Genomic DNA, 17,086 nt, shown 5'->3' with positions numbered 1-17,086 from the left:
GGAGCGGCACACGTCATGAAACAGGAAATAGCCGACGTTTCCGGCGTGCTGCTTGCTGCTGGGCAATCCTCCCGGATGGGCGGGGACAAACGGTTCCTGCCCTTCCGGGGGCTGCCCCTGCTCCAGCACGTCGTCAACGCCGCCCGCGCGTCCCTGCTGCGCGAGGTCGTCGTGGTGCTGGCCGAGGAACCGCCCGCCCGTCCGGGCCTTGATTTGTCGGGCTGCCGGGTGGTGGTCGCCCCCGATGCGGCCCTGGGCGAGGCCGAGGCCCTGGGGGCCGGACTGCGGGCCGTCCGCGACGCGGCGGGCTGCATGGTCCTGCCTGCGGACCTGCCCCTGCTTTCCGCACCCGTCATCGACCGCCTGCTCTGGGCCTTCTCCCAGCATCCGGACTTCTGGATTCTGCCGGTGATCGAAGACATGCGCGGCGCGCCGGTGACCTTTCCCGCCGCCTGGTTCCCCAAGGCGCTGACCCTTGCGGGCGACACCCCGGTGCGGACGCTGATCGCCTCGCGCGGGCTGGCCCTGCGGCTGGTGCGCATCGACGACCCCGGCCCCTTCACCGACATCGACACCCGGGAGCAGTACCGCCTGCTCCTCAAACGGCACCAACCCGAGGACGGGCATACGCCATGACCCGGAACACCGCACGACAGGACCGCCCCGCCCCGCTCCGGCTGGCCACGGGACGCATCCGCACGGCCTGCTTCCTGGGCACCCTGGGCATCGTTCTGGCCATCTGCATTCCGCTCATCGCCCGGCCCAGGGAGGGTGAACGGATCATCAACGCGCTGTTCACGGCCGTCACCACGGACATGGACTGGCTCTACCTGCTGGCCGGACTCGGCTCCCTCGCCCTGATCCTGTGGTTCGCCTTCGGCCCGCTGGGCGGCAAACGGCTCGGCGACACGGTGGAATACTCCACCTTCTCCTGGATCGGGATGCTCTTCTGCGCGGGGGTCGGCGCGGGAATCATGTTCGGCGGGTCCATCGACTGGGCCTTCTACCTGCGCTACCCCCTGCTGGGCGAGCCCGTGGGGTCGGACAAGGCCATGGCGCTGACCTGCGCCTACGGCATGTTCCACTGGGGGCCCATCTGCTGGGCCATCTACGCCACCCTGGCCGTGCCCATCGGCTACAGCTACTACGTCAAGAACGTCCCGATCCTGAACATCTCGCAGACGTGCACCGGCCTTCTGGGCCGACGCGCCCTGGGCTGGCCCGGAACGCTCATCGACATCCTGTTCATGGTCGGCCTGGTGGCCGGTTCGGCCACGGCCCTGGGCCTGGGCATCCCCATCGTGGCCGCCAGCGTGGTTTCCGTGGCGGGCGTGGCCCATTCCTTCTGGCTGGAACTGGCCGTCCTGGGGGGCATCACCCTGATCTTTTCGGTCACCTCCTCCCTGGGCCTGAAGCGGGGGCTCAACCGGCTGTCGGACTTCAACGTCTACATCGCCCTGGGGCTGCTGCTGTTCGTCTTCCTCGCCGGGCCCACCCTGTTCCTGACCCACCTGTCCATGGAGGCCGTGGGCCTGCTCGTGGAAAACTTCGCGCGCATGGCCACCTGGACGGGCCCCCTGGGCCGCGACCGCTTCGCCCAGGACTGGACCGTCTTCTACTACGCCTGGTTCGCGGCCTACGCCCCGTTCATGAGCCTGTTCATCGCCAAGATCTCGCGGGGCCGCACCGTGCGCCAGGTGGTTCTGGGCCCGGTGATCCTGGCCTCCCTGGGCTGCGGCTGCTTCTACATGATCTTCGGCAACTTCGGGCTGCATCTGCAAGCCACGGGACAACTGGATGTGGTGGGCCTGCTCAGGTCCATGAAGGGCGCCTCGGCCATCATGGCCATCGCGGACCATCTGCCGCTGGCTCCGGCCTACAAGCTGGCCTTCGCCCTGGTCACGGCCATCTCCATGGCCACCACCTTCGACGCCGTCTCCTTCGCCCTGGCGGCCACCACCACGGCCAAGCTCACGCCCGAAGAGGAGCCCGCGCGCTGGAACCGCCTGTTCTGGGCCCTTTCCCTGGCCCTCATCCCCACGGGCATCCTGCTCATCGACGGGCCGCTCTCCGTGCTCCAGACCGCGTCCATCGTGGTCGGCCTGCCCGTGCTCTTCGTGCTCTGGCTCGGGGTGGCCTCCTTTTTCCGGGAATACCGCCGCACCGGCTGGCGGGCCGCTCCCGCGACGCCCGTTCCCCAACCCGCCCCGCGCAACGGGGCCGAGGAGACGCCTCATGAAAGTCATCGCCGTTGAAGACGCCGTGGGCATGGTCCTGTGCCACGACATCACCCGTATCATACCCGGACAGTGCAAGGGCCCGGGCTTCCGCAGGGGGCACGTCGTCCGCCCGCAGGACATCCGGGAACTGCGCAAGATCGGCAAGGAACACCTCTACGTCTTTGATCCCGGCGACGGCAACGTGCACGAAGACGACGCGGCCCGGCGCATCGCCCGGGCGGCGGCGGGCCCGGGGCTGACGCTGGACGAACCCGTGGAGGGCAAGATCACCTTCACCGCCGCCGACGACGGCGTGGTGGACATCGACACCGAGCGCCTGCTGGCCCTCAACGCCCTGGGCGACATCCTTTTCGCCACCATCCATTCCGGCCAGATCGTGCGCCGGGGGCGCAAGCTGGCGGGGGTCCGGGTTCTGCCGCTGGTGGTGCCCGAAGCCCTGGTCCGCGACGCCGAGGCGCTGCTTGCGGCCAGCGGGCCGATACTGCGCGTGCGGCCGTTCAAGCCCTCCCGGGTGGGCATCGTGGTCACCGGCAGCGAAGTTTACGGGGGGCTGATCGAGGACAAGTTCGGCCCGGTGGTCCAGGCCAAATTCGAGAGCTACGGCTGTGCCGTCCTGGGCAAACGGCTGGTGTCCGACGATCAGGACATGACCGCCCGGGCCATCCGCGACTTCCTGGACCAGGGGGCCGGATGCGTGGTGGTCACCGGCGGCATGTCCGTGGACCCCGACGACAGGACGCCCGCGGCCATCCGCGCCGCCGGGGCCGAGGTCGTCGCCTACGGGGCCCCGATCTTTCCGGGGGCCATGTTCATGCTGGCGCGCATCGGCGAGGTGCCTGTCCTGGGCCTGCCCGGCTGCGTCATGTACTTCCGGGCCAGCATCTTCGACGTGGTGGTGCCCCGGCTGTTGAGCGGCATGGCCGTTACCCGCGAGGACATCCTCGCCCTGGGGCACGGAGGCTTCTGCGAAGGCTGCGCGACCTGCCGCTACCCGGCCTGCGGTTTCGGCAAGGGTGCCTGACCCCGCCCGCGCCGCGCACGCTCAGGCACCCAGGCGCAGGGCGCTCTGGCGCACGTCGCCGGGGGTGGCGCCGAAGCGCTTCTTGAACAGGCCGATGAAGTTGCCGGGATTGGTGTAGCCCACGGCCACGCACGCCTCGCAGACGTTCATGGCCCCGCTCTCCAGGTATTCCCGCGCGCGGGACAGGCGCGCGTCGCGCAGCACGCCGTAGGGCGTGGCCCCGAAAAGCTGGCGGAACCCGCGCTTGAGCTTGAACTCGTTGATGCCCGCCAGCCGCGCCAGCTCGCCCAGGGACGGCGGGTTCTCCATGCGTTCCAGGAGCAGTTCCCGCGCGGCGTGGATGTTCTCGCGGTCCTCCGGGGAGAGGGGCACCGGCCGGGCCGGGCGCTCACCGTCGGCCCGGGCCAGGCTGTCGAGCATGAGGATCAGCAACTCCGTGGTTTTGCACTCCAGGTACAGCCTGCGGGCCGGGCCGGAAACCGGGCAGCGCCGCAGGCAGCCCAGGGTCATCTGCATGGCCGGGGTCACGGCCGCGCCCGCGTAGAAGGGCGCCGGGGCCTTGCCCCGGGCCAGGGCCAGCAGCTCGGCGGGCAGCCGCTGGCCGAACTCCAGCCACAGAGGCGCGAACTCGTCGGGGGAGACGCACAGCGTCAGCAGGCTGCACCCCCCGGCCGGAACCCGCCACTGCCCCCGGGCCTCGGGCAGGAAGGACGCCGTGAGCAGGCCGGGCCCGTGCTCCAACTCGGCCAGCCTGCGGCCGCCGACGCGCACGCGCGTGGCCGTGCGGCCCTGCCCGGCAAAGGAAAAGCACAGGTAGTTGCTGTGCACGGCGAAGTCGAAGGTATCGGGCCGGGCGCAACGGAACTCGCCCACGTGCAGGCTGACCCCGGGCATGAGCTGCGAGGCCTTGAAATGTTCCAGGGGCCGTTCCCGGCAGACGCAGGCGTCCCCGGCCTCGCCGCTCAGCTCCAGGGCGAAGCAGCGCCTGCCGTCCTGGCTTTCAAGGTGGAACCGTTGCGAAGCCTCTGCGGAAATGAGCTGGGTGCTGGGCATTGCTTCTCCTGTCTGGCGGGGGTGCAATGCCCGTTCATAATGATAATGAGTGTCAAAATCAACAAGAAAAGCCGGGGGAGGCCCGCCCCTCCCCCGGCAGCCGCACGCGGCGCTAGAAGGTATAGGCCAAGCTGATGCCGAAGGTCCGGGGGTCGCCTGCGCGGGCGTACCACACGCCGCTGCTCTCGAAGGCGCGGGTGGCGTAGCCTTCGTCGAAGAGGTTCTTGGTCCACAGGCTGACCTCGAATCCGTCCGCGGCGTAGCTCAGCCGGGCGTCCACGGTCTGGTAGGCGTCCTGTTTCCTGGAGTTGTCCAGGTCCAGGTAGCGCTCGCCGACCCGGTTGTAGAGCAGGCTCAGGGCCCAGCCGTCCAGGAAGCGGTAGGTCGCGCCCAGGCTGGCGGTGTAGCCCGGCACGTTGGGCGCCCGGGAGCCGGAGTAATCCGCGCCGGAGTATTCCATGTCGTCCAGGGTCGAGTAGACCATGCCGAAGCTGCCGGTGAATTCCAGATCGGACCTGGGCAGGGCGCGCAGCTCAAGCTCCAGGCCCTGGCTGGTGGACGACTCGGCGTTGATGACGGTGAAATCCGGATAGTTGGGCACCTCCACCTGCTGGTTTTCCCAGGAGATATGAAACAGGGCGAGGTTGGCCTGAAGCCGGTTGTTCAGCCAGCGGCTCTTCACTCCGGCTTCGTAGTTCCAGGTGTATTCGGCGTCGAAGGCCTCGCCCGGGGAGTCCTTGACGTTGAAGCCGCCGCTCTTGAAACCCCGGGAGACCGAGGCGTAGGTGTTCAGCCCGTCGGCCCAGCGGTAGTCGACCACGAACTTGGGCAGCCAGGCGTTGAAGGTCTTGGAGGCCGTGCCGTCCTGGTCGGGCACGGCGGTGCCGCCCAGCAGGCCCCAGACGCTGCCGCCGCGCCAGGTGTAGTCGAAATCCTTCTGCTCGCGGTCGTAGCGCAGGCCGCCGGTGAACGTCAGGCGGTCGAAGAACGTGTAACTGTACTGGCCGAACACGGCGCTGCCCAGGGTCTCGGTGGTGCCCTCCTGGGAAAACGTCGCGCTCAGGGGCCGGATGTCCATGTCCGCACTGAGCAGGGAGGTTTCGTTGAAGAGGTAGATGCCGGTCAGCCATTTGGCCGGGCCGCCGGTGTCCGACACTAGGCGCAGTTCCTCGCTCAGCAGATCGGCCTTGGTTTCCGTGCCCAGGCGCATGAAGTCCACGGGCGAGAAGTCCACGTCGTTGTCGGCCGTGTTGCGCTCGGAGCGCGCGGCGGTGATGGACACAAGGCGCATCCCGTCCATGGCGTGCTCGGCCCGGATGGAGGTGCCGTAGGCCTCGCGCTCGGCCGCTCCCTCGTAGTCCACGTCCACCTCGTGGGGGTCGTCCTCCAGGTTGGCGAGCTGCGTGAAGTCCGCATACGGGCTGCGGTAGTTCTGCACGTCGGAAGTCCACTGGACGGACCAGTCGTCGCTGGGCGCCCAGTCGAAGGTCAGGCGGGCGTCCATGTCCTCCGGGCCGCCGATCTCGTCGTCGCCGTCGGCCCTGTTGGTGTTGTAGCCCTCGGACGCCGCATAGCGCCCGGCCAGGCGGACCTTGAGCGTGTCCTCCACCAGGGGCCCGCCCAGGGAGGTGGACACCTCGCGGCTGCCGTAGCTGCCGTACCCGGCGCGGGTGGTGCCGCTCCATTCGTTGCCCGGCTTGCGCGTGACGATGTTGATCACGCCCGCCTCGGAGTTGCGGCCGTAGAGCGTGCCCTGGGGCCCGCGCAGCACTTCGGCGCGCTCGATGTCGTAGAGGTTCATTTCGAGGTTGGTGTAGTATACGTCGTCCACGTAGAAGCCCAGCACCGGGCTGCCCGCCATGTACGAGGTGATGCCGCGCATGCTGGCAAAGCCCGTGGGCCCGGCCTTGGGGCCCATCTGCACCAGGAACAGGTTGGGCACCATGCGGAACAGCTCGGGGCTGTCCACCACGCCATACTCGTCGAGCTGTTCGCCGGTGACCACCGACACGCTGGCGGGAATCTCCTGCGCCTCCTGGGTCGTCTTCTCCGCCGTGACCAGCACGGTGTCCAGCATGATCTCCGCACTTTCGCCCGTACCCTGGTCGGCCTGCGCCGCCGCCGCCAGGGCCAGGGCAAAGAGGCCCAGCAGCGCGGCCCGCCCCATCCGTTTCATTCGTTGTGACATGACTCCTCCCTGAAGATCGTGGCCGCCGCCCCCCGGCAGGCCCGGCGGGCGCTGGCAAGGCGGCGGTTGTCCGCATTGCATACCCGACCCCCGGCCCCGGCGTCTGACCCGCCAGGGAGCATCTTTGCCTGAAGCCGGAGCGCACGCATGCCCGGGCCCGGGCATTCTTGCTCCCTGCTCGGGTAGCGGGGTCCGCGCGGCCCGCCTATCATCGCCAGCCGAACCAAGGAGGAATCCATGCGCATCAGAACCTGGGCCATGCCGCTGGCCCTGGCGGGGGCGTCGGGCGCCCTGCTGCTCGGGGCCTGGGCCCTGGGCGGGGGCGGCCTGGCCGCCTTCGCCGCCGAGCCCGCCCGGCCCCTGCTGCTGGCCGTGACCATGGCCATGTTCCTGGCCGGGCCCCTGGCCGCGCGGCGTATCGGCGACATCAACGCCAAGGGCGGCAAGCACCTGAAACGCCAGGACGGAATGATCTTCCTCAGCATGGGCCTCAGCCTGGCCCTGGGCGTGGCCAGCCCCCTGAGCGACGCCGCCGGGGTCGGCACGCTGCCCGGCGGGGCGGCCCTGCGCTGGTGCGGCCTGGGGCTCTACGCCCTCGGCGGGATGCTCATGATCTGGGCGCCCATGTACCTGGGGCGCTACTTCAGCACCCGGGTCACCATCCAGGAGAACCACCGCCTGGTCACCGACGGGCCCTTCGCCCTCATGCGCCACCCGCGCTACGCGGGCTGCCTGTATTGGGGCCTGGGGCTGCCGCTGGTGTTCCTGTCCCTGCCGGGGCTGGCGGCGGCTGTGCTCTACGGGCTGACCTTCGTCTGGCGCATCCGCGACGAGGAGCGCCTGCTGGCCGCGCATTTCGGCCCGCAGTGGGCGGCCTACGCCGCGCGCACCCGGCGCGTGGTGCCCTTCGTGTTCTAGCCCGGAGCGGATGCATGACCACCCAAGGACAAACAGCCGCGCTGTGGCGACTGACGGCGCCGGTACGCGCCCGGCTGCTCTCGGCCTGCGCCATGCAGGCGGCGGCCACCCTGTGCGGCCTGGCGCCGCTGGTGGCCGTGGCCGAGGTGCTGCGGCGCATGGCGGCCGGAGGCGGCCCGGCGGGGCCGGAGTTCCTGTGGCGCTGGGGCTGGGCCTTGCTCGGGCTCCTGCTGCTGCGCACGGCCCTGGCCTTCGGCGCGGGCGCCATGACCCACTTTGCGGACAACGACCTGCAACTCCTGCTGCGCCGACGCATGGCCGCCGTGCTGGCCCGGGCGGAGTTGCGCTGGTTCGAGGGCCGCCACTCCGGCGCGGTGAAAAAAGCCGTGCAGGACGACGTGGCGGCCATGCACCATCTGGTGGCCCACGCCTGCCTGGACATCGCGACGGCCCTGACCCTGCCCGTGGCGACCCTGGCCTACCTGGCGACGGTCGACCCCGCCCTGGCCCTGCTGGCCCTGGTGCCGCCCGGAGCCTGCGCCTGGCTCTACGTGCTCCAGGTGCGCGGCTTCGCGCGATACATGGGCGAGTACGCCCGGAGCCTGGCCGAGGTGAACGCGGCCACAGTGGAACTGGTGCAAGGCATCGAGGTCATCAAGACCTTCGGCCAGGCGCATCGGGCCCACGACCGGCTGCTGCGGGCCACCCGGGGCTTTCTGGCCGCCTTTCGGGGCTGGGTGCGCGGGCTGGTGCGCATCTCCGCCGCCTGCGAAACGCTGCTTTCCCCGGCGGCCACGCTGCTGTGGCTGTGCGCCCTGGGGCTTCTGGCCGTGCGTGGCGGCTGGCTGGCCGGGCCGGACCTCGTGCCCTTCCTGCTGCTGGGGGCCGGACTGGCCACGCCGGTCTCGACCCTGACCGCCGCCGTGCCCGCCTTCCAGGCCGCCGCCGACGCCTCGGCCCGGGTGGCCGCCCTGCTGGACACGCCGCCCATGCCCGAGCCCGCCGCGCCCCAGGCCCCCCGGGGCACGCGGGTGCGCTTCGAAAACGTGAGCTTCAGCTACGACGGCCAGCGCACGGTGCTGCGCGGGGTGGACCTCGACCTGGAGCCGGGCACGCTCACCGCCCTGGTCGGCCCGTCGGGCTCGGGCAAGACAACCCTGGCCCGGCTGCTCCTGCGCTTTGCCGACCCCACCGCCGGGCGGATCAGCATCGGCGGGGCCGACCTGCGGGACATTCCGGCCGCCGGGCGCGGCGGGCTGGTGGGCTTCGTGTTCCAGGAGGCCCAGCTCCTGCGCGCCTCCCTGCGCGACAACATCCGTCTCGCCCGGCCCGGGGCCGACCGGCAGGAGGTGGAACAGGCCGCCCGGGCGGCGCAAATCCACGAGGTCATCGCCGCCCTGCCGCGCGGCTACGACACCATAGTCGGGCAGGACGCCGCCCTGTCCGGCGGCGAGGCCCAGCGCGTGGCCATCGCCCGGGCCCTGCTGGCCGACACGCCCATCCTCGTGCTCGACGAGGCCACGGCCCACGCGGACCCGGCCTGCGAAGCCGCCATTCAGCGCGGCCTGAGCGCCCTGGCCCGGGGGCGGACCCTGCTGGTGGTGGCCCATCGGCTGGAGACCATCACCGGGGCCGACCGCATCGTGGTCCTGGAGGACGGCCGCGTGGCCGAGGCGGGCAGGCACGACGAACTGCTGCGGCGCGACGGGGTCTACGCCCGCATGTGGGCCGCCGGGCCCGGCCGGGACGGAGCCGCGGGCCGAAACGAAGCGAGGGCCCGGGCATGAGGAAGATCATCACCCGCGTGCTGCCCGGCGAGGCGCGGCTGCTTTCCGGACCCCTGGGGCGCACCGTCCTGGCCGCCGTGGTCCAGGGCGCGGGGTTCGCGCTGCTGGCGGCCTTTCTCGGCGCCGTGCTGCGAGGGCGGCTGGACACCGCCGGCTGGTGGCTGGCGGCCATGGCCCTGGCCGTGGCCCTGGCCGCCGCCCTGCAATACCGCGCCCAGCTTTCCTGCTACGCCGCCGGGGAGCGGCTGGCCGCCCTGCTCTACGAGCGACTTTCCGCCCACCTGGTGCGCCTGCCCCTGGGCTGGTTCGGCCGGGGCCGCGCGGGCGAGGCCAGCCGCCTCATGAGCAAGGGCGTCATCGATCTCATGGCCGTTCCGGCGCACCTGCTGCGGCCCATCGTCGGCGCCTTCGCCACCCCGGCGGCGGTCCTGGGCTGCATGCTGCTGTACGACTGGCGCGTGGGCGCCCTGGCCGGGCTGGCGGCCCTGCCCCTGTGGGGGGCCTACCGTCTGGCCGGAAGCCTGGCGGCCCGGGCCGCGCGCGCGGCCCACGAGGCCGGGGCCGAGGCCAACGAACGGGTGCTGGAATTCGCCCGCCTGCAAGGCATGCTGCGCGCCTACGACCGCAGCGGCGGCGACCCGGATGATCCCGCCGCCGGGGAAAGCCTGGGTCAGGCCCCGCTGCGGGCGGCCCTGGCCAGCCAGCATGCGGCCACGCGCCGCCTGCTGCGCACGGGCGTGACCGGGCTCATCCTTTTCGCCCTGGCCTTGCAGGTTTTTTTCAGCGCCGTACTGGGCCAGGGCTTCTGGCTGCTGGCCCGGGGCGGGCTGGAACTGCCGGTGCTGGCGGCCCTGGTTGTGCTGGCCGCGCGCTTCGCCGAACCCATGGCCCTGGCCGCCGACCATGGCGCGGCCGTGCGCGTGGCGGGCAACACCCTGCGGCGCATGGCCGAAATCCTGGCCGAGCCGCCGCTGCCCGAGCCGGAGCGGCCCCTGACCCCGGGCCCGGAGCCCGACGTGGTCTTCGAGGGCGTACGCTTCGCCTACCCGGGCGGGGCGGGGCCGGTGCTGGCGGAGGTCGGCTTCCACGCCGCCGCGCGGCGGGTCACGGCCCTGGTCGGCCCGTCGGGCGCGGGCAAGAGCACCGCCATCCACCTTGCCGCCCGGTTCTGGGACGTGGACCGGGGCCGGGTGCGCGTGGCGGGGCGCGACGTGCGGGCCATGGCCACCGAAACGCTCATGGCCCAGTGCGCCCTGGTTTTCCAGCGGGTCTACCTGCTTGAGGGCAGCATCGAGGAGAACATCCGCCTGGGCAACCCCCGGGCCACGGACGAGGAATTCCGGCGCGCGGTGCGCCTGGCCCGGGTGGACGCCATGCTCCCGCGCCTGCCCGACGGGCTGGGCACCCGGGTGGGCGAGGCCGGGGCCCTGCTCTCCGGCGGCGAGCGCCAGCGCATCGCCCTGGCCCGGGCCCTGCTCAAACCCGCGCCCATCCTCCTGCTGGACGAAGCCACCGCCGCCCTGGATCCGGCGAACCAGCAGGCCGTGTCCAACGCTTTGGAGGCCCTGCGCGGGCAGCGGACCGTCGTGGTCATCGCCCACCGCCTTTCGACCATCGCGGGGGCCGACCATATCGTGGTTCTGAACCGCCGGGGCCGGGTGGACGACGCGGGCACCCACGCCGAACTGCTGGCCCGGGGCGGACTGTACGCCGAGCTGTGGCGCCAGCGGGCCGAGGCCCAGGGGTGGCGGCTGTGACCCGCGCCCCGAAGCCGCGCACCCCGGGGCCCCCTCTGAAAACGGCTGGCCGGGTCGCAGGGCGGGCACCGAACCTGGCATCCGGGCTGGCTTCCGGGCCGGACATCCGCATCGCGCTGGGCGTGGCCGTGGCCTGCGGGCTGACCGGGCTGGCCGCAGGCGGCCCCGTGGGCCTGGCCGCCCCGGCTCTGGCCGCGCTGCCGCTGCTGCTGCTGCTGCGCCAGTGGGTCGTGCTGCTGGCCCTGGGCGCGGCCATGCCCGCGCTGTACGCGGGGTTCACCGGCCTGGGCGGGCTGGCCGCCGGGGGCACGCTCCACGGGGCGGCGGCTGTGGCCGCCAATCTCGCGGCCTATGTTTGCTATTTCCTGCTCAAACTCGCGCCCCTGGGGGCCGTGTTCGTCGCCGTCTGCCGCACCAGCCGCCTGGGGCAATTGCTGGCGGCGCTGGAGTGGGCGGGCCTGCCGCGCCCGGCGGTACTGGCCGTGGCCGTGACCTTCCGCTTCGTTCCGACCCTGCTGGAAGAATACGGGCACATCCGCGACGCCCTGGCCCTGCGCCGGGGCCGGGGCCTTTGGCGCCGCAACCCGCTGCGCGTGGCCGAGGAATTGCTGCTGCCGCTGCTGGTGCGCTCGGCGCGGCTGGCCGACGAACTGGCGGCCTCGGCCCTGACCCGGGGCATCGAGGCGCCGGAAGCCCTGCCCGCGCGGCTGCCCCGGCCCGGCCTGCGCGACGCCCTGGCCCTGGGCTGGGCCGTGGCCGTGCTGGCCGCCACCCTGGGCCTGCGGAGGTTTTCATGATCCGTCTGGAGAACGTGACCTGCACCTACCCGGGCGCCCCGGAGCCGACCCTGCGCGGGGTGGACCTGCGCGTGGCCCCGGGCCGCTGCGTGTTGCTGCGCGGCGGCAGCGGCGGAGGCAAAAGCACCCTGGTGCGGCTGGCCTGCGGGGTCATCCCGCACCTGCTGCCCGCACGGGTGACGGGGCGGGTGCTGGCGGCGGGCGCCGACGTGGGCGCCCAGGCCCTGCACGAAACCGGGCGGACCCTGGCCAGCGTGTTTCAGGACTGCCGCTCGCAGTTCTTCATGACCCACGTGGCCGAGGAACTTGTTTTCGCCGCCGACAACTACGGCCGCCCCCGCGAGCGGACCGCCGCGCGTCTGGCGCGCTTTGCCGCGCTGATGGACGTGACCGGGCTCATGGAACGCAGCGTGTTCCGCCTTTCCAGCGGGGAGCGCCAGCGGGTGGCCATCGCCGCCGCCGCCGTCCAGGGCCCGGAGGCCCTGGTGCTCGACGAGCCCTCGGCCAACCTGGACGCGGCGGGCATGCGCCGCCTGGCCGAGTTGCTGGCCGCGCTCAAGGCCGAGGGCCGCGCCCTGCTGGTGGCCGATCATCGCACGACGTATCTGGACGCCGTGGCCGACGAGGTGCTGTTCCTGGAAGGCGGGCATCTGACGCCCACGGCCCCGCCCACGGTTCCGGCCCCGGCCCTGCCGTTGCCGGAGCCCGCGTCCCGGGCGCCGCTGCTGGAGTTGCGCGGCGTCGGCGTGGCGCGCGGGGGCCGGGTGGTACTCCGCGCGGCGGACCTCACCCTGTGCGGCGGCGAGGTGCTGGCCGTATGCGGCGGCAACGGCGCGGGCAAGACCAGCCTGCTGCGGACGCTCTGCGGCCTGGAACGCCCGGCGGGCGGGCGCATCCTGCTGCGCGGCGGGCCGGGCCGGGCCGGGGCCCTGCGCCGGGCCTGCGCCCTGGTCATGCAGGACCCGGACTATCAGCTCTTCGCCCCAAGCGTGCGCGAGGAACTGGCCCTGGGCCACCGCTCCGGAGCGGACGCGGCGGCGCTGGACGCAACGGCCCGCGGCATGGGGCTGGCCGCCCTGCTGGAACGGCACCCGGGCTCCCTGTCCATGGGCGAAAAACAGCGCACGCTCATCGCGGCGGCCCTGGCCGCCGGGCGGGCCGTCCTGCTGCTGGACGAACCCACCAGCGGCATGGACCCCGGGCGCATGGACCAACTGGCCCGGGCCCTGGGCGACTGGGCGGCGGCGGGCCGGGCGGCCGTGGTCGCCACCCACGACGAAGCCTTCATCCAGGCGGCGGCCACCCGCCGCATGACCCTGCACCACGGGCTGCTGACGCCCGCAACCCGCGCAACGGGCGAGGAGGAATGAACCATGGCACTGCGGATCATCGACATGGACGCGCGCGCGAGCATCACCCTGGGCATCTTCACCGCCGTGGCCGTGGCCCTGGGCATGGTCCTGCTGGCGCTGCTGCACTTTTTGCCCGGGGCCCTGGTGCTGTTCAAGGAGGCGGTGGTGGCCGTGCCGCTGGGGCCGGTGTACATGCTCATGCTGGCCAAGGTGCCGCGCCGGGGCGTGTTCCTGGTCAACGGCGCGGCCCTGGGGCTCCTTTTCGCCCTCACGGGTTTTTTCACCGTGGGGCTGGTGGCCGTTGCGGGCGGGCTGCTTGCCGACGCCGTGGCGGCCACGCGGGGCTACCGCTCCCCGGCGGCCAACGCGGCGGCTTACGCCGTCTTCCGGCTGGGGCAGGCCGTGGGCACCTACATTCCCTTCTACCTCTGGGCCGACAGCTTCGTGGCCGACCTGGCCGCCTCGGGCCGGATGGACCCAGAATTCCTGGCCGTGTTCACCACCAGCCTGACCCCGGGCATGGGCCTGGCCGTGCTGGCGGCCAACGCGGCCGGTGCCCTGCTCGGCGCGGCCTTCGGCCAGGCCATGCTCCGCCGCCACTTCCTGCGCGCGGGCATCGTCGGCCCCGGGTGAACCCGCAACACGGCGGCCCGTCTCCTGCCTCCTGCTCCCGGCCCCGGTTCCGGTTCCGGCCCAAAACAAAAAGGCTCCAAGCGTCACCGCTTGGAACCTTTGTTTTCGCGTGGTCGGGATGAGATGATTTGAACATCCGGCCCCCTGAATCCCATTCTTGCTTTTAGAGGCGAAAAATTCATACCTAATAATATGAAATAAAAGAGCTTTAGTCCAGCACTCGCCGCTTTGGCGCCCTGCGCATGGCGTGCATGGCGATGCATGATTTCAATGGGTTACGCAGGGTTAAAAAATGAAAGCGGACACATGCGGACACGGGAAGATGAGGCGGACCCTTTTTTAGGCAGTTCAATTGGCATAGCTGGTGCCTTTGGAGCGATAGCCGGTACCATTCCTGGAGCTTTGCTTGGTGCATATGTGGCAAGAAGAATGGCTTACAGAACGCCTACCTGCCCTAACTGCGGATTTAAGCACATTGGTTGACCAACTTGATATAGCTGGTTGTGGTACCCAAGGTGTTCCAGCGGCCATGGCTGGATGGAAAAAAAATGTGTGATTTAGTGATTGGTTGATGAGGCGTGAGAAAGACTACCGGGCATGAAGTCGGATGACGAGAGAAGAAGCTTGTTGCCGCAGTATCTTGCCCCGGAAGTGCTTGCGTGATAACTGGATGGTGAAGATTAGAAAAGGGCAAAAAATTGCGCTTACGTAAAAATCGTATAGGCAGGAATCGCTGAAATCATAGTCTCGAAGGTGTGCCAGGAGGGGGGGGGACGGCATGAAAAGCAGGCTCAACATAGATGTAATTGCTAATCGAATTCTTGCAGTGCAAACTATGTCTGCCCAAAGCATCGAGCAACTTGTGAGCGACCTACGCTCCTTTGGTATTATTGTAAACAGGCATGATGTGGAAGTAATCTCTCGGGAAAGCTATGACGATGTGCTGCACTGGATAGAAGAGAAAATCGAATCCACCTCTGCCGAAAGAGAATCGGATGAAGCTCAGCTTGCTGTTGAAACGAAAAACAAAATATCAGGGATGGGAGGGGCAGATTATTTAGAGAAATTTGTCGATGGCATTATTAGCGGAAAATTCACTCATGACGACGTTGACAACCTGCTCAACCTTTTAAACGAAAATGCAGCAAGTAAGATATCAAAAGATTCTCTACTTTTAGCCGTAGCATACACGGAAAAGTCGAGGCAGCATGATTCCGGCGTGGAGACCCTGCTTCAGATGTCAAAGAGCAATGGGTACTCAGGGGTCGAAGCTATCATTGTGGCGTATCGAGAAGGCGACGAAGTAAAAGATCCAAAATGCCTCATATCAGCAATTAGAAACAAAATAGGCACTGCAACAAGCAAATGGAAAGCACTCTCTCTCATTGAAAAGATGCACTCATCAGTGTCTACAAAATTGTTTGCTGACGACCTAATGGACGTTGCTTCAGAAGATAAAGAAAAAAGATTATCTCTCCTTGACGCGTTATCCTATGCTCGTGAATCAATTTCAAGAATGGACGGAAATCACTGCACCCGAGTTGACAGCGCCAAGCACATCGAAGGAGGCACTCTACACCATGTCGAAGAAATGGCAATTGGATCAAATGATGACCCCTCTGCGCACAGAGGTGTCCTACATAAGGAAGAAAGAGAGGCCAGTCAACTAAATAAAATAGTTGATAAAATTCTTTCTGGAAAAGTGCCACTTGTAAAAATATATTGGCTTTATTGTGTGGCGGTGAATTCTATACTTGCATTGATTTTACATACAATTGATGATCAAATTTCAACAGACGGTCTGGCGCTATTTATTTTAACTGCGTCCTTGTACAACGTGGTCTGCTTTACTGGTGTGTGGAAAAGTGCAAATAATTACACAGGACCTAAGGTTTGGGTTGTCCTTTCTAAATTAGCAGTAATACTAGGATGCATTTCTCTTGCCTTTAATGCTATACTCATCTTGTCAATTATTAAGGCTTCACAGTGAGATGAAGCGTTCCTTGGCCTCGCCAATGATGTTCAGAATAGCCTGGTAGTTCAACGAAGACCGCGCCGTGGAAAACAGCGCACACGCCCTGCGTTGCGACAAGCCGCGCTTGTGCGCGAATGTCGCCTGCTGGCGGCGGACGGGTGCGCCTACCATTTTTTTGCGGCGATCTCCTTCATCACCTCGATCTCGAGGTCCCGCTCGGCCAGCAGCTTCTTCAGCCGAGTATTCTCATGCTCAAGCTGCCGCAGCCGCCTTACGTCATCAGCACTCATGCCCCTGAACCGCTGGCGCCAAGTGTAGATCGTCTGCTCGCTCACGCCATGCTTGCGGGCCACCTGCGCCACCGGATCGCGATCCGCCTCGCGCAAGATGGCCACCATCTGCTCTTCCGAAAACCGTCCTTTCCTCATGGCTCCCTCGTTTGCTTTTGAGGAGCCGCCTTCTCAAGTTTCGGCTGGTCCGAAAAAGGCTGGGCAGGTCAGCCGCACTCCGCCGTCACCCTCCGGCATCCTGCAACGGACACGGGCCCTGCCGGGAAAACGAAAAAGGTTCCAAGCGTCACCGCTTGGAACCTTTGTTTTCGCGTGGTCGGGATGAGATGATTTGAACATCCGGCCCCCTGAACCCCATTCAGGTGCGCTACCAGACTGCGCTACATCCCGACGCGTGGCGCGCTTTCGCGCGCGGAAGGCTTACCTAGAGCTTTGGGGCCCAAATGTCAACCCGCCTTGGCGAGGTGGACGGGAAAAATCGCGGAGCGGAGGACGGAGCCGGAAAATCCGCGCGAGCGGCGGACCGGAAGCCTCCATGCCGCAGTCCGCCCGGGCCCGGATCAGTCGCCCAACAGGCGCTTGAGGGCCAGCAGTTCCCGGACCATCTCGCGGCGCAGGGTCGCGTCCCCGGCGGGGCCCTCCACGGCGGGCGCGCCGCTCTCCGTCCTGGTTCGGGCGCCCTCGGGGTCGGGCAAGGTCCCGGATGCGCCGGGGGCCGGGAATGAGCCGTCGCCCGTCGTCCCCTCCGTGCCCGCGCCGTTGCGCCCGGCGGCTCCGGCTCCGTCGGCACGGGCCAGGGCTTCCTGCTCCAGGCGTCTGCGGGCGCCCTCGATGGTCAGGCCTTCGCCATGGACCATGGCCCGGATGCGCTCGACCAGGGCCAGATGCTCGTCGGTATACAGACGCTGGCCCTTGCGCGTGCGCACGGGTTCGAGCTGCGGGAATTCGGACTCCCAGTAGCGCAGCACGGAGGGAGCCAGCCCGAGCTTTTCCGCCGCCTGCCCGATGCGGTATCTCCTGCCCATGCCTGCCTCCCGCGCGGGGCGTGGCCCCGGCTTGTCCTCCTCCGTCTGGC

General features: G+C 68.6%; 13 protein-coding genes, 1 tRNA gene and 1 pseudogene. 10 read left to right on the top strand and 5 right to left on the bottom strand.

What is annotated here, in order from left to right:
- Positions 1-15 precede the first annotated feature (15 nt).
- The 3 genes from ACZ5KV_RS10520 to ACZ5KV_RS10510 are packed head-to-tail and all read left to right on the top strand — an operon-like array spanning position 16 to position 3,261.
- A complete protein-coding gene (locus ACZ5KV_RS10520) occupies positions 16-636 on the top strand; it encodes a nucleotidyltransferase family protein (RefSeq protein WP_464239252.1) in 621 nt (206 codons plus the stop codon).
- Positions 633-2,255, top strand: coding sequence for a BCCT family transporter (locus ACZ5KV_RS10515; RefSeq protein ID WP_464239251.1), 1,623 nt, complete (start codon positions 633-635; stop codon positions 2,253-2,255). Before ACZ5KV_RS10520 ends, ACZ5KV_RS10515 begins: the two co-directional genes overlap by 4 nt.
- Entirely contained in the window at positions 2,236-3,261 is a 1,026-nt protein-coding gene (locus ACZ5KV_RS10510; RefSeq protein ID WP_464239250.1) for a molybdopterin-binding protein, read from the top strand. Before ACZ5KV_RS10515 ends, ACZ5KV_RS10510 begins: the two co-directional genes overlap by 20 nt.
- Before the next feature lie 21 nt (positions 3,262-3,282).
- Here the strand turns inward: ACZ5KV_RS10510 and ACZ5KV_RS10505 are convergent, their stop codons facing one another.
- Together ACZ5KV_RS10505 and ACZ5KV_RS10500 are read right to left on the bottom strand one after the other, a co-directional pair.
- Positions 3,283-4,314 (bottom strand): helix-turn-helix transcriptional regulator, encoded by a 1,032-nt coding sequence (locus ACZ5KV_RS10505; RefSeq protein ID WP_464239249.1) that lies wholly within the window; start codon positions 4,312-4,314, stop codon positions 3,283-3,285.
- A gap of 112 nt (positions 4,315-4,426) precedes the next feature.
- Entirely contained in the window at positions 4,427-6,502 is a 2,076-nt protein-coding gene (locus ACZ5KV_RS10500; RefSeq protein ID WP_464239248.1) for a TonB-dependent receptor, read from the bottom strand.
- 237 nt (positions 6,503-6,739) lie between these two features.
- Between ACZ5KV_RS10500 and ACZ5KV_RS10495 the strand changes: the two genes are divergently transcribed.
- The 7 genes from ACZ5KV_RS10495 (at position 6,740) to ACZ5KV_RS10465 (ending at position 15,736) form a co-directional block, all read left to right on the top strand.
- Positions 6,740-7,420, top strand: a complete 681-nt coding sequence (locus tag ACZ5KV_RS10495; RefSeq protein ID WP_464239247.1) for a methyltransferase family protein — start codon at positions 6,740-6,742, stop codon at positions 7,418-7,420.
- 14 nt (positions 7,421-7,434) lie between these two features.
- Positions 7,435-9,207 carry an ABC transporter ATP-binding protein gene (locus ACZ5KV_RS10490; protein WP_464239246.1) on the top strand — a complete coding sequence of 591 codons (1,773 nt, stop codon included), beginning with the start codon at positions 7,435-7,437 and terminating at the stop codon, positions 9,205-9,207.
- Positions 9,204-10,964: an ABC transporter ATP-binding protein gene (locus ACZ5KV_RS10485; RefSeq protein WP_464239245.1), complete on the top strand. Its 1,761-nt coding sequence runs from the start codon at positions 9,204-9,206 to the stop codon at positions 10,962-10,964. Before ACZ5KV_RS10490 ends, ACZ5KV_RS10485 begins: the two co-directional genes overlap by 4 nt.
- The gene (locus ACZ5KV_RS10480) at positions 10,961-11,761 is read left to right on the top strand and encodes an energy-coupling factor transporter transmembrane component T (RefSeq protein WP_464239244.1); all 801 of its coding nucleotides are present in this window, start codon (positions 10,961-10,963) and stop codon (positions 11,759-11,761) included. The genes ACZ5KV_RS10485 and ACZ5KV_RS10480 overlap by 4 nt, the downstream gene beginning before the upstream one ends.
- Positions 11,758-13,131 (top strand): ATP-binding cassette domain-containing protein, encoded by a 1,374-nt coding sequence (locus ACZ5KV_RS10475; protein ID WP_464239243.1) that lies wholly within the window; start codon positions 11,758-11,760, stop codon positions 13,129-13,131. Before ACZ5KV_RS10480 ends, ACZ5KV_RS10475 begins: the two co-directional genes overlap by 4 nt.
- 3 nt (positions 13,132-13,134) lie before the next feature.
- Positions 13,135-13,746: an MptD family putative ECF transporter S component gene (locus ACZ5KV_RS10470; RefSeq protein ID WP_464239242.1), complete on the top strand. Its 612-nt coding sequence runs from the start codon at positions 13,135-13,137 to the stop codon at positions 13,744-13,746.
- A 778-nt stretch (positions 13,747-14,524) separates the two neighbouring features.
- On the top strand, positions 14,525-15,736 hold the full coding sequence (locus ACZ5KV_RS10465; protein ID WP_464239241.1) for a hypothetical protein: 1,212 nt from the start codon (positions 14,525-14,527) through the stop codon (positions 15,734-15,736).
- A gap of 33 nt (positions 15,737-15,769) precedes the next feature.
- On the opposite strand, the pseudogene ACZ5KV_RS10460 reads toward ACZ5KV_RS10465, so the two are convergent.
- The 3 genes and pseudogenes from ACZ5KV_RS10460 to ACZ5KV_RS10450 all read right to left on the bottom strand — a co-directional run.
- A pseudogene (locus tag ACZ5KV_RS10460) lies at positions 15,770-16,149 on the bottom strand (transposase); the annotation flags it as partial.
- Positions 16,150-16,324: 175 nt separating this feature from the next.
- Positions 16,325-16,401, bottom strand: a tRNA-Pro gene (locus tag ACZ5KV_RS10455).
- A gap of 170 nt (positions 16,402-16,571) precedes the next feature.
- Positions 16,572-17,036, bottom strand: coding sequence for a MerR family transcriptional regulator (locus ACZ5KV_RS10450; protein WP_464239240.1), 465 nt, complete (start codon positions 17,034-17,036; stop codon positions 16,572-16,574).
- Positions 17,037-17,086: the final 50 nt, after the last annotated feature.

This window comes from Desulfocurvus thunnarius, from assembly GCF_055390965.1.
This window is presented reverse-complemented; position numbering and strand designations above follow the sequence as displayed.